Below are 14,225 nucleotides of genomic sequence, written 5' to 3' on the forward strand. Positions count from 1 at the left end.
GTTTTTCATAAACTAAACGTTGATATATAGTATCAGTTGACGAGAAGTTTATTACTTCTTCTCTGCCATCAATCAGTATTTTTGCATCAGAGTCGTAAGGATTAACTGTTAAGGCTATAATTCTTAATTTTGTACCTTCAAAGTCGAAACGTATTGATGCTGGGTTATTATCTACTTCAGGAGCTTTATAATGACATGTAGAGTTATAAAGACTTGAGTTAACAACATCGTTCTTCCAAACTCCTCTATACTTAATATTTACATCAGTATCATCAATTCGTTTCCAACCATCTTCAGGTTGAAGCAGAACGTCACCTACTTTAGCAGTTTTCACTAATTCTCCATCAAGAATGTCAATAGCATCCATTATAATTCCTTCAGGACCCTCAAGTTTAACTGAATGAAATTCATTTTTCAGACCTTCTTTATTGTAAAGTAGAACTTTCCAGTTATCTGAACCTAGTACTGGATTGTATGATTCTTTGACACCGTCGATCGTTATATCTACAGGACCATAACCTAAATTAACACTTTTAGAAACAAGTCTGACACCTGTACCCTTAAATGAAAATTCTACAACTGATTTGGTAAGAGAATATATCACTGTACTATTATAGTACCTATCATCAGTTACTCTATTCCAAGCACCATCACCATACTTAATTAATGAATTAGCATCATCGAAACGATTCCAACCAGGATCAGGTTTATCTAATATCTCCCCTACTTTTTTGGGTGTAAATACATAACCATAAGAATCGATATCAATTGCATCAAGATTTAAGTATGTACCTAGAATCGTTACTGTATGCGGCCCTTTATTAAGATTTGTTTTCTCATATATAACAGCTTGCCTTGTTCCCTCCCATGCATCGTAATCTAATCTCTCTGTATTGCCATCAATAACGATTGTTGCATATCTATCATAACCACCATTATTAACAAGTCCAATAAGCCGAAGTTTAGTACCTACGAAAGAAAATTTAATCTGTACTGAGTTTGATGGTTGACTAGAACTTTTATAGTGGAATGTTTTCAAATAATTATCAGAGTATTTAGAGTATCCACTAAACCAATTTTCTCCTTCAAAGATAATATTCCTATCGCTATCATCAATACGCTGCCACCCTGGTTCGGGCTGAGTTAATACTCTCACCATCATATCACCTCTCCATTTTTATCTTAAAATAATTTCAATTGCTCCATCAGTAGCAATTACTATGCCCTAACTATTTGTATTAACAGCTTGATGGATCAATAAATTTAAATATTTCATGCATAACAGAAAGGAACTAATTTACTTACTAAAAGACATTTAAAATACAATTGAACTGCTTAAGCTTTTACTTTTACAACAGCTCTAGCAGTTCAATTTTAAAAATTACATAATGCCATAAAATACAAATATTCGATATCATATACTTAAATAAAAACTAATCTAGCACTCTACTTTATTATCTCGTTTTCTTCCAATTCCAATTATTCCACCAAGATTCCCGGCTATGTTTTAACCATATTTTTGGTTCTTCTTCGATTAATATATCGCTTTCCTCAAATTCAACCGGTTCTTCTGCCTGATAGATATTTTCTAATTTAAACGTATCGTTTTCAACAAGTATACTTTCGTTGTCTAAAATGCGATTAAATTGTTCTATTTCATCTATATTCGTATGAACGAGATTTCTTCTATTCACTGGGGTTGATTGGATCTCTATACTAGATAATTCTCTTACATTTTCAAACATACCGTATGTATTTATGGATGCTTTATGAGTTGATTTTCTTTCCCATTCATATAGCTCATGTATATTTAAAGCCCCTTCAATTGACTTCCGATGCATATCCTTCAATTCTAAAATATTCATCATTATATTTCGTACTGTACGTTCTACTTCTTCATTCTTCACTACATTTGTATTAAATTCTCTTACATCTTTATGAAATTGATCCGTGACTACTATATTTGCCTCTGCCTCTTTCATAAGCTTTTCCATTGGGGCAGATGTAATATTCTTTACATACCAGTTTCGATCATTCATTGCGGTTTCATATTGTTCAATACTAATCTGTAACTCTCTGTCAATAATCTTAAAATTCTCTTTATCGATCATTTCTGCAGCTAATTCTTTTACGACTTTTACATTATCTATCGTTGCAACAGTCGCATCAACTTCTTGCAAGACATTACCAAATTGATAGAATGAACTAATTTCTGCTCTTGTTTCATTTTCTTTATTCATTATTTCATACGTATCTATATTTGTTTGTAATTCTCTTTGGATCCTTGCAAACAAATCATAATCTGGTAAATAAACTGGAATCCCTAATCCTTCGAATAGATCAAACTCTTCATACAATGCTTCTATTTCTTTTTCTTTTTCTAATACAAAAGTATCACTTTCAACAAGTATACTTTCACTGTCTACTGTTCGACTGGATTGTTCTATGTCACCAATAGTAGTATTAAAAGTATTGTACTTATTTGTTAAAGTTGTACGGATTTCTTCACTAGCTAGTTCTCTTCCAGATTCACTTACATCATATTCATGTATTGATGCTTTATTATCTGCTTTTCTTTGCCATTCGTCTGCTTCAAAAATATTTGACTCGTACTCATTATTAATTTGTCGCATATCATCAAAATGCTTAATTTTCATTATGAGTTGTTTCGTAAGTCGTTCTAACTCTTCATCCTTGATTACATTTGTATTACGTTCTTTTATTATTCTCTCGAGTTGATCAGTAGCGATTATATGCGTATCTATTTCTGGCACTCGTTTTGTCATCGGATCAGATATAGTACTTTCTGCATACCAATTCCTATCATTCGTTGCAGTTTCATATTGTTCAATACTAGTTTGTAACTCTTTCTCAATATGTCCTATATCAGTACTATCAATTATATTAGTTGCTACTTCTTTCACTAAATTACCAATCGAATCAACCGTATTAATTTCTGCTTCTATATTATTTTCTCTATTAGCTATTTCAGCTGTCTCTATATTCGTTAGTAATTCCCTTTGAATCCTTGCGAATAAATCATACTCCGGTAAGTAAACTGGAGTTCCTATTAAATCAAAAAGATCAAATTCTTCGTAACGAGAATCCTGTTCTTTTACGTGTCTACTAACAAGGTCATATCCTTCTTCATTATGTGCTATCAATTGTTCTTGCTTTGTAAACTCTACAGGGCTAATACATTCTGATTCATTATCGATTTTAACTCTTTCACTTGTTATTGGTTCATTACTTTCTTCACTTATAAACAATCGATCATACAATACAGAATCCGCTACTTTATCATCCTCCACTAACAACTCGTGAAGGTTGCGCTTTGCTAATTCATAGACATTTGTAAATGGAGTTTCTATTTCACCTAGAATCCGATCCATGGAAGATATATCCGCTTGGGCAGTATGATACTGTCCATTTACTCGATTAAAATGTTCATATCCATATATCCCCATTGCTTCTTGCTCATCTATAACTCGATTAGAAAGTTCATAAGAAGGTACATTCACTTCCATTTGTAATACTTTTCTATCTATAGCAGCTACATCGAAAAAGACTCCCTCTTTCTCTTGTATGCTTCTATCTGCTAGATCCGTATCACGAACATTACCATATACTGAACGTATGTCTCTTTTAGCTGAATTAACTGTTATTTGTTTCGCTTGTAGTTCTCTCTGTACACGAGCAAATAAATCATAGTCTGGCATATAAACTGGGATTCCTAAACTATTAAAAAGATCAAATTCCTCATAAAATCCAGTCAATTTTTTGATTTGTCTACTAGCAAATTCATAGTTATCTTGAATAGTCCCAAATAATTGTTTATGTATTAGGTCCATTTCCTCATGGTGTATATATTCAGTCCATACATGTTTCGTTTTCTTATTAACTTGTTCGTCTTCAGCTAATTTTACTTCTACTTCTTTTGTGAGCACATTACTCTGTATCATTTCTGGAAGATTATAATCCATGTACAAATGATTCTGACTTGATACCATCAATGTTTCTACTAAATTTACCTCATTAGAATGGTACTGTCTTTCCAATAACTCATATTCATTTATGAATTTACTTTCATATTCATGCGTTATATGATTCATGTCATTCATTTCTATGTGAGATGAATCATATTCTATTAATAGTTTTTGAGCGTTATTATATACATGGCCACCATATGTATATATGTCTTGTATTATGCGGTCCGCATATGACACATCATATTCATTAGTTTGAAGTTCTAACTTTTTACGCTCTAAATCTTCTATATTAATAAATCTTCCATCTATCTTCAGTGCTTTTCTATTTACAAATTCAAAATAATTCATTTCACCATTCCGCTGAATGGCATTTCTATTCGCTGTATTGTAATTTATATTACGAGTCTGTATTTCTCTTTGTTTACGAGCAAACAAATCATAATCTGGCATATAAACCGGAATTCCTGTATCAGTAAATAAATCAAATTCCTCATAAGAAGTAGTTACTTCTCTTGGCAAGTTATTATAAAGCTCAAAATCACTTATCTCTTGTACAGGTAATTCTTTTTGGCTAATCTCTACATGATCCACATTTCTAACTACAGTACTACATATTTCTTTTTCTCTTCTTTCAGTCAATATTGTTTCATAAAATCCTTCGCCATATAAAATACGTGCAACCTGTACCCATCGCGGTATTTCATCTACATTGGTTGCAAATTCTCGTAATTTCTGTTTTACTCTCTCTTGCTCAATTGGGAGCATATTACCTGCTTTATATATCTTACGATCTGTACTAGACATTTCTGTTACATCTGCATACTTTGTATCTAATCTGCTTCCATTGTTCCCTTCCATATGTTCCATATCAAAAGTTCGGTCATGTTGCATTGCTTTCTGATAGTAATGAACATCTGCAAGAATTTCTTTAAGCGGTTTAGAATCCTGTATGCTTAACAGTTCCATGTTGATACTCCGCATTAGGTTTGCAATATCCACTTTAGCAATATTAGCAGTCACCTCAACTTGCCTTATTGCCTCTACAACAAGGTCTGTTAATATACCTTTTCCCTTTACTATTTTGGTTGCAAATACCCCAGCATCTTCTTCCTTAACAGCTTTGAATCTTGAATATGGTGGCAAACTGACTGGAAAATTATTCGCATTTTTTACAAAAGGATTTAAAACAGAAAGCGAGAGACTATATGTTTTCTTCATTGTTGATCCCAAAGGAATCGAAACAACATGACTCTTCTTTTTCGTACATAAAGAAGGGGAAGCAATAGAATAAATTTTCTCACTCACTCTCTGCATTCCCCCTTATATGATTAAATATCTTCTTTATAAATAGCTAGACCAATTGGATTAAATGGCGTTGCTTTCGCTTGTGTCATCGGAGAGACTGCGGTAGTCGGCAACGTATAACGATATAATTGTGCAAATTCATAACTTGCTGTAATCTCTACCCCGTTAATTGGAATTTCTTTAAACGTCACTGTTTTATCATCTTCATTTAAAATAAAGTCAGTATTAGGAACTAGAGTACATGCATTAAACAACTTAAGTGTTCCTGCTTTTGGTTTATGCTCTAAATGGAAAACTTTTCTCATTCCATTTCCTTTTCCTAAAGATTCACTTGTAACTTCCTTTTCAATTTCCAATTCATCGGCCTGTTGAATATTTTTTGGGTGAACAGCATAAACATCATCTAATTTCCCAACATATCCATCATTAGGATGAACGATATAAATCTGTGACAGATGATATTTCCCACTATAGACAGATGGATTAAATCGACCTTGTCCACTATCAATATCCATATCGTGCGTAATAAATGATAAATAATGTTTTTGATACATTGCACCTGTGTATGATTGAGCTAATAATACAGAATCATTTCCATTACCTGTATTTTCTCCGTAGTCTAAATTTGCATTTCCAATTTTTTTATTAGGCGCATAATTATATTGATCTCCGTTACGACAACCACCAATAATTACAGTGTTTTTACGCGGTGCATTATCAAATGTGTACATTCTTCCAATATATAATGGTACAAATAATGCTCGAACAGGACTTGGTGTTGGATCTACACGCATAAACATAACAATACGGTCTTTGTTTCCATTTCCATACATATAAACGACAGAATCACGTTTCCAATCTTTTGTAAAACGAGCATCTGGTGTAAAACTAATTGGTGTATAAGGCGAAGGGTTTACAAAATTAACTGTAGAATATACTTCAGCCATAATACTTTCCATTTTTTGCACGTCAAATGATGTCTTTGCTACTAAAGTATCTAACGTTCCGTCTGCCTTTGGTGCTAAAAAATACACTCCAGAAAATTTAATGTTCTCGGAACTTTTTGGGGCAGTTTGAAATTCAATTGCTGTATCTGAAATTGTATATTCCCCCGGATCGACCATCTGATTATTTCTATAAACCATAAAACGACTTTCATCAAAGTTTGAAAATGGCAAATTAAATGATTTTTTTGAACCGGTACCGTTTCCTAAATCACTTTCAGCATCTGATAACTTTACTTCCTTCTCAATAAAATATTGGTTAAACGTAAAGAAAATCATATCATTATTTGGTTCGTATGCATCATTTGTTAATCGATACTCACAGGTGATTTTATCTCCTTTTGCAATCGCTTGATTAAAAATAACTTTCCCCGCTTTAGCATCAACTTTATATTTATCCTTTTCTAGTAAAATGCTATTTACATACACTAATAAAGAACTTTCAACTACAGGAAATGTCGGAATTTGAAATTCCTTTTTCACTCCATCTCCCATGCCTAGCTTTCCTAGTGGAGAATCCACAGGAATAAATCTACCATCTGTAAAATCAGAATCGCTCGTATCATAAGCATTTGCCACTCCAAATCTGCGCCATTCTCCATCGCTACCTAACGATTCAAATAATCGAACATCAATAAATTTATTGATACCACTTCTAATTTTAAAGTATAACTTTCGACTCCATCCTCGCTCTGTAATCATTTTCTCTAACTCAACTGGTAATGTTTGTAAATAAGCTACTTTATCAAACCACATGTTTTTCTCTCCCCTTTACATTGACTTCTCATAAATTCCTAATCCAGCTGGACGATATGGTGTCGCTGGTCTTTTTGTGATTGGCGAAATCGCATCAACATTATAAAAACGATAAATATCAAATGTATCTGGACAAGTATTCTTTCGCACTTTTAACTTATCCCCATTCAATAATCCTAAAGGAGATAGTAAAACCATATGAGGTAAGAAACCTCGCACACCTTCATCTGGATGAACAATATAAGCACGAGATGTATGAACTCGACCACTATATACCGAAGGATTAAATTGATACTTATATTCATCATTATCATGAGACTGCCAAGCTAGTGGATATTGACCACCATTTACTCCTTTTCTATCAGGCGGCATCTCATTCGGAGCAACATTCCAAGCAATATAATGCGCTTGATATCTAGCCCCTAATCGCGAGCGCTTAATAATAACGTTATCAATACCATTACCTGGTGATTTAGGATATGTTTTTAAAATTGGCAAGCTATCATTGACATTTCTATATGGTTTCTTATCATTAAAATCAAATGCATGTGAGCTATTTTCTGTACCTGTATCAAATGCTGTCCCAGCCCAAAGTGCGTCACCAATTTGATCATCTTTCGCATAGCTTTCAATTTTGCCCATGTATAAAGGTGTAACCGGAACTACATTATTTTCAAATGCAGGTGTATTATCTGCTTGAATTAATAAAACTACACGATCCTTATCTACTTGGCCAGTCACTCTAACTAATGAATCAGGCCACCAATTTGTTTTCACATCAACCCCTTCTAAATTTGGGTTACGTAATGTAATTTTTACAAACGGTGACATCATAACATCCGTATTAACATCAGTATATTCTATAGTTGTAGAGCCATTTTTTATAACAACATCTGTTTTACTCACTTCAACATCTATTAACATTTTTAGGAAAGAATCAAATGCTACTACTGTCGCTGTCCCATCTTTAAATACAGGTTCTTTTTCAATCATATAAACATAAAAACAGGAACGATCAAGATTTCTACTATATCTTAATTTTGCATCCTTAATAAACTCCGCTTTATCCTCTTCCGTATTAAATTTATACGAAAGATCCTTTTTAGCAATATCCCAAGATGCGATTTGGACTAATCCATACATAGTCCCTTCTGCGTTTTTAATAATTGTATGTTCCGCAATTCCAAATCGGTATAATGCGTCATTACCACCAGAATACCTTAACAATTCTGAAGGATACCCCGCCTTTTGAAACTTTTTAACCTTTGTCCACCCGTTACTAGTTGCTACATTTATAAGATCATCTAAGAAACTTCCTTCTTGAAATACCTTTTCAATAAACGCCACTTTACTTCACTCCTAATCTTTTAAAAATTGATAATTAAGCCAAATAGCTTTTTTCTCTAAAGATTTATTTATATATTCAAAACGGATAATCGCTTTCGCAGGAATTTGTTTAACAACAGAAAAATTGAATCCTTCGGGAACATCTTTCATATAAATTTCATCTGCTATTTTTTCATTATTAATATATAAATTCCAATAGTCATTATCGTTATATTTTGATGCACCGATAGAAAATGCAATCATTTCCATATCAACTGGTGCTATAAATTCATTATGATGAATATTTTCATAAACACCTATTCTTCTTCCTTTTATAAAAGGAATCGTTTTGGTTGGAAAGTATGGAGCATCTAATCGGCCACCTGCCATATAATTTACAGCAAAACTCATAATCTCCCTCCCATTACTTCAAAAACTGTAAAGCAATCCATACTTGCTTATTATTAATTCCTTGGTTATGAAATTTAAAAATAATTTTATCTCCGGCCTTTAATTGCATATAGGACATAAGACTTATACCTTCTGGTATTTTTTTTGTATAAATATCCTCACAAACAATACCGTCATTTACAATAAGCGACCATTTATCATCGATTTCATACATAGAACTACTCACGCTAATGGCATAAAACTCCATGTCAATTGGTAATACGTATTCCATCTTATCTTCTGTCCATGCTTTAGAATCCATTATAAAACCTTTCATATACGGAAAAGTTTTCGTTGGATAAAATGGCGCATCTAATCGGCCACCAGCTATATAAGTTGTTTCAAACAAAGGTAATCACCCTTTTTATTGTATTAAAAAATCCCCATACATCATTACGACACATCGGGAATTGGTAAATCTGATAACATACCGTTACCTTTATTAATAAGCCTTGGTTGTACTCGATCTAATTGTTTATTTGCGTTATAAATTAGTTGAATCTCCATCTTTTTACCTGTTATTTTATGGGATATAATGACCTTTTCAAGTAGTGCTTGTCCATTAAAAACCAAATCGTAGTGCAGATATTTATCTCCATCAACTGCCGATAAACGAGCACCATCACGAACCAGTGTATACCCTTCGGTCATAGCCTCTTTAAAAACATCATTTGGATCGTTACCAGGCATCGGTTTTCCACCGCTGTAAAATTCTCTATCAATTAATCCTTTCATTAAATACATAATAGGATCATATAAGTTCTTTTGCATTATCATAGAATCACCCCTAATTTACCCTTGTAACAGACCAAGTTTTTGCTGGCCTTTGGGTATAATAGTGATCTTTATCTTGATTTACTCGAGGAAATGATAAATCTGGTAAGGAACCATAATCGAACAAGATATTATTCTTGGTATCTAGTACTTGCAAACGGCCTGTAAGAATCCCTTTAGGATTTCGAACCGCTTCAAATACAATGATATTTACTCCATATTCAAGCGAAATATCAACGTATGTAGGATTGTTCCGAATAAAATAATTTTCTTCGACTAATTTATTGTTACAATAAATATTTAATAAATCTCCATCCTCTACATCCCAATCCCAAAGCTTTAATCTTAATGTATCAACATTTACTGTGATTCCTGCTATATCTGTATATGGGGTAGGTTCATACCCATAGTTAACAGATAAATCTAAAGTTTGATAGAATCCATCATCAGCAGAAATCATTGTGTTAATTCCTTTAACAAAGTAGTTCCATTGTTGCCCAGAATCCCTATTATAGACGGAAACCACATCAAACAATTGAATTCGCGGATCCCCTATCACAGCAACTGTTAATGTTCTGAACTTTTGAATCGCTTTTAAATGATAAGCTGCAGCAACTGCCCTTCTTGCAAAGAATGTTGTTGCCCAAGGTACTTCTATCATTTCCTCTCGCAAATCCCCTAAAGAGACATTTTTAAGTAAGAATGAATTAATAAAACCATTAGCATAATCTCCACATTTAATAACAATACTGTTACTAATGTCCTGATCTGTTAATTGCATATCTAAAGAGATAAGGTTTTCGCCTTCTCTAAAACTAAACTTTGCAGGCTCATTAATTGCATAGTCTGGCATTTTCATAAATGTACAACTTCCATCTGGTTCATGTTTAATGTAGTGGAATGTTGTATCTATAATATCCCTTACAATTTCATCCCACTTTTGAAACCTCTTTCCAGTTGCCCCTTCAACAATCCAGCTTTGATTTGTACCGGGAATATTTACCCTACTACCGTGTAATGTAACTCCTGCTTTTTCAAGGAAGAATTTCACTACATCATACACATTTCCAGTCGGTGCAACAATTTCATCTGATCCCGGCGTTGGAATTACTGATTTTTGTAGAACCTTTTTATAAGATGTTGTGCAGGTAACTGATATTGTGCCGCTTTCGGCATTCACCTTTACGTCAGATACAAAACCATGTATATACGGTAAAGCTTCTTCACCATAACCGATAGAAACCTTAAATTCAGTCTGCGGATATAGTTGGTTTGTGTTTGTTACTTCACTGTTGTAAAACCATTCTTGAATGGAAGAAAACTTACCATACCAGTTATCAGGTGCCATTTGCCCATATTCATTAGCAAAGGTAATAGAAAATGTACTTGCGAACTGATCTGCGTTCTCTTGCACTTCCAGGCTTACTACACGATGTTGTATTTGTACATAAGAAGAAGATTCTCTTTTTTTCATATAAACAATTAAATTAGGAGCATTATTCCCCACTTGGAAATAGCTCCCCAACATTCTGATTAAAGAAATAGATCCTTCTCTCACATTCCATCAACTCCAATACCTGCTTGTGACATAGATATTAATTTACACTTTGCTATTACTAGTGTTCCTTTACGTATTGCATCAACTTCATTAGGCGGTATTATACCACCATAGGTACCGTAATCACCTGTAATAATATGAGGGCGATATATTTCACTCATGAACTCACGCCAATGACTGATATCATTGAATAAAGCAGTAAATTCTACTTCACATCCTTTATTACCAGTACTTTGGTAACGAGGATATCCATGCATAACATTGTAATTTTTTAATCCGTTTAAGGATTTAGGCATTTTCGTTTGTTCAATCATTGCAATTGTAGGTATCGGTCCATATGCATGATAATAAACATCGCGCAAATAGGCTACGTCAGAAGAACCGTAACCGATTGTTGTAAATTCAATTGTTTGTGGCCCTGCACCAACAAAAATTTCTCTTGCTTCCCAGGCATAAGCACCTCTTGCTCTAAATTTTTCAATACCATTTACTCGAACAATAAAGTATTTATCTGGTAACATACCATCAGAACCAATAGGAACTTGGGACATAAAAGAAAAATTATATGTCCCAGGCCATGAAAAATTAATAGTATATTTAATTGTACTTTTTAATTCTGTAACATCCCATAAGAGATGATATGAACCAGCTCTTCTATGCAATGTTTTTAATATACTCATACATTACGCACCGCCATTCCCATTAGATCGTCAGCAACTACGTTTTGTAGTAATTTTCTCATTTTCACAAAATCCTCTGCAGTTTGCAATTTTTCAACAGCAACTTTGAATGTAGCATTTTGAATTGTAACACCTTTATCTGTTTTCTTTTCAACAGAAGAGTGTCCAGCAAATGGATGTGCAGATTTTCCAATCATATCAGCAGAATGTGCCCCCATTTGTCCAATTCGGGTAGATACATCCGTTACTAGTTGCATCGGTTTCGGTGGAACAACCGCTTTATTTAACAATCCAGAAGCCTTGTCCACAGCCGGGATCATTTTTTCCATCCCTACACCAAGACCTTCTGTAATATATCCGCCGTACTCCATCATTAGACGAGAAGGAGATTTTATACCAAAGAAACTTTTAACTGCTTTTGGTATTCCGTCTACAACGCCTTTAGCTTTATCAACAACCCAGCCAGCCATAGATGTCATACCTTTACCAATACCAGCAATAATATCTTTCCCCCAGCTTACAGCGTCGTTTGCTATCCCTTTCACTATAGAACCAACTTTACCGAATACATCCTTTACTGTATCAACAATGCCGTCAAACGCTCCGACGATAGCTTTTTTAATTGCTGCAAAGTTACTTACTATGAAATCTCTAATAGCACCAACAACACTAAATATTGTGTTTTTTATCTTATTAAAGTTATCCACCACAAAGTTAACAAATGTCCGAACAGCAACTATTATTGTTTCTTTAATAAAATTCCATGCGGTTACAATAATAGACTTTACGATATCCATTACAGTCGTAATTGTGTTTTTTATAAAATGAAATGCTGTAACCACAAAACTCTTTATAGTCTCTAATACAGTTATAAAAACTGTTTTAATTACATTCCAAATCGTAGAAATAACCGTCTTTATTCCATTCATTACAGTTGTAATTATGCTATGAATTGCTTGAAACACACTACTTACAACTGATTTTAAGAAGTTTAATACAGTCGTAAAAATTACCTTTATTCCATTCCACACTGTAGAAATGACGGTTTTTATCCCATTCATCACAGTCGTAATTATGCTGCGAATTGCTTGAAATGCACCACTTATAAATGTTTTCAAAAAGTTTAGCACCGTCGTAAAAACTGTTTTTATAATATCCCAGCCAGTTTTAAAAATATTTTGCCATGTTTTAATAGCAGTAGAAATATAGCTTTTAATAAATTCTAAAGCAAACTTAACAACACTTTTTATTACGTTTAGCACTGTATTGAATATCGTTTTTATTAAATTCCAACCAATTTCAAATGTCTTTTTCCATATGTTGATATACATTGTAATTACAGTGGTAATTATTTTCCATGCCCCGCTAAGTATTTTATCTATAAACGATACCGCAGATTGGAATACTTTTTTTGTTCCTTCCCAAAAACTTGAGAAAAACTTTGACAAGCTATCCCATACTGACTTCGCAACTTTAACGATAGCATCCCAGGCTTTAGAACAAATATCACTGATCCATTGCACTGCCTGCTTTGTATATTTCACAATTGAATCCCAATTTTTATACAGCACATATACTAAACCAACCATTAAAAGTATTGCAATGCCCCATGGACTTAATACTAATGAAAACATTGATTTTCCAAGACCAGTCAATATCTGTGCGAACTCACTAAAAACTTTAATTAGTTTTAAGGCATCTTTAATAATCGCCGTAATTGCACCCGGTATTTGCATTAATGTTTTAACTATATTTACAAGGCCACCAATGATTTCACTCGCCTTAGATATAAGACTAGAAACAGATTTGATTAACTCAACCGTTTGCTTCAACGATGGTATTACTATATTGGAAATCTTCACGACTTGTTGAGCGATAGGTTGAATAGTTCCAGCCAAACTCTTTGCATCTTTTTCAGTTAACCCAAGCATATCCTGTAGTTTTTTTTGAGAACCTTCCAAATCGGTAGCAAATTGTAAAGCTTTGCTATTGACTTGTTCTATAGGTTTTGTAACTTTATTTGAAATAGTGTCACCAAATGTTTGCATTTGCTTACTAATATTCCCAAGAGAATCTGCTGATTTTTGGATTTTTTCTTGCATTGTATTAGAGGCTTTTTGCACTCTCTCTTCAAACTTTTCTACACCTTTATATGCCTGATCCGCTTTGTTACCAATCTTCCCAAAAACATTGGTCGCTCCGTTACCAAATTTTTGAATTTGGCCATTTATTTGATTAAGTACTTCTGCTGGTTTTTGAAATTTTTCTTGTATGTTCTTAGAAGCCTTTTGTAAACTTTCCTCAAACTTTGCTAAATCCTTATAAGCTTCATCTGCTTTAATTCCAATTGTACCAAACAACTGGAATACTTCTGTAAACATTC

General features: G+C 33.4%; 9 protein-coding genes. All 9 read right to left on the minus strand.

Annotated elements, in window-relative coordinates; genetic code table 11:
* Positions 1–1,454 precede the first annotated feature (1,454 nt).
* Genes ACO6VI_RS22690 through ACO6VI_RS22730 form a run of 9 tightly spaced genes read right to left on the minus strand, consistent with a single transcriptional unit; the run spans position 1,455 to position 14,223 of the window.
* Positions 1,455–5,303, minus strand: coding sequence for a hypothetical protein (locus ACO6VI_RS22690; RefSeq protein WP_422424143.1), 3,849 nt, complete (start codon positions 5,301–5,303; stop codon positions 1,455–1,457).
* A 14-nt stretch (positions 5,304–5,317) separates the two neighbouring features.
* Positions 5,318–7,054, minus strand: coding sequence for a hypothetical protein (locus ACO6VI_RS22695; RefSeq protein ID WP_327898293.1), 1,737 nt, complete (start codon positions 7,052–7,054; stop codon positions 5,318–5,320).
* Positions 7,055–7,069: 15 nt separating this feature from the next.
* Positions 7,070–8,401 carry a hypothetical protein gene (locus ACO6VI_RS22700; RefSeq protein WP_240853369.1) on the minus strand — a complete coding sequence of 444 codons (1,332 nt, stop codon included), beginning with the start codon at positions 8,399–8,401 and terminating at the stop codon, positions 7,070–7,072.
* Between the two features lie 12 nt (positions 8,402–8,413).
* Complete coding sequence (locus tag ACO6VI_RS22705) at positions 8,414–8,791, minus strand: hypothetical protein (RefSeq protein ID WP_000006644.1); 378 nt, start codon at positions 8,789–8,791, stop codon at positions 8,414–8,416.
* Between the two features lie 13 nt (positions 8,792–8,804).
* A complete protein-coding gene (locus tag ACO6VI_RS22710; protein WP_000464270.1) occupies positions 8,805–9,179 on the minus strand; it encodes a hypothetical protein in 375 nt (124 codons plus the stop codon).
* Between the two features lie 44 nt (positions 9,180–9,223).
* Positions 9,224–9,607, minus strand: coding sequence for a hypothetical protein (locus ACO6VI_RS22715; protein WP_069603979.1), 384 nt, complete (start codon positions 9,605–9,607; stop codon positions 9,224–9,226).
* A 10-nt stretch (positions 9,608–9,617) separates the two neighbouring features.
* Positions 9,618–11,162, minus strand: a complete 1,545-nt coding sequence (locus ACO6VI_RS22720) for a hypothetical protein (RefSeq protein WP_001206668.1) — start codon at positions 11,160–11,162, stop codon at positions 9,618–9,620.
* Complete coding sequence (locus ACO6VI_RS22725) at positions 11,159–11,842, minus strand: hypothetical protein (RefSeq protein WP_000025596.1); 684 nt, start codon at positions 11,840–11,842, stop codon at positions 11,159–11,161. The genes ACO6VI_RS22720 and ACO6VI_RS22725 overlap by 4 nt, the downstream gene beginning before the upstream one ends.
* Positions 11,839–14,223, minus strand: a complete 2,385-nt coding sequence (locus tag ACO6VI_RS22730) for a phage tail protein (RefSeq protein WP_422424147.1) — start codon at positions 14,221–14,223, stop codon at positions 11,839–11,841. Before ACO6VI_RS22730 ends, ACO6VI_RS22725 begins: the two co-directional genes overlap by 4 nt.
* Positions 14,224–14,225 lie beyond the last annotated feature (2 nt).

It is taken from the genome of Bacillus sp. PSXD-155, assembly GCF_049310765.1.
GTDB lineage: Bacteria > Bacillota > Bacilli > Bacillales > Bacillaceae_G > Bacillus_A > Bacillus_A cereus.

What these genes read in the sequence shown, in the direction of transcription:
- ACO6VI_RS22705 (WP_000006644.1), bottom strand. Translation starts at nt 8,791, where the DNA reads ATGAGTTTTGCTGTAAATTATATGGCAGGTGGCCGATTAGATGCTCCA.
- ACO6VI_RS22730 (WP_422424147.1), bottom strand. Translation starts at nt 14,223, where the DNA reads ATGTTTACAGAAGTATTCCAGTTGTTTGGTACAATTGGAATTAAAGCA.
- ACO6VI_RS22715 (WP_069603979.1), bottom strand. Translation starts at nt 9,607, where the DNA reads ATGATAATGCAAAAGAACTTATATGATCCTATTATGTATTTAATGAAA.
- ACO6VI_RS22690 (WP_422424143.1), bottom strand. Translation starts at nt 5,303, where the DNA reads ATGCAGAGAGTGAGTGAGAAAATTTATTCTATTGCTTCCCCTTCTTTA.
- ACO6VI_RS22695 (WP_327898293.1), bottom strand. Translation starts at nt 7,054, where the DNA reads ATGTGGTTTGATAAAGTAGCTTATTTACAAACATTACCAGTTGAGTTA.
- ACO6VI_RS22725 (WP_000025596.1), bottom strand. Translation starts at nt 11,842, where the DNA reads ATGAGTATATTAAAAACATTGCATAGAAGAGCTGGTTCATATCATCTC.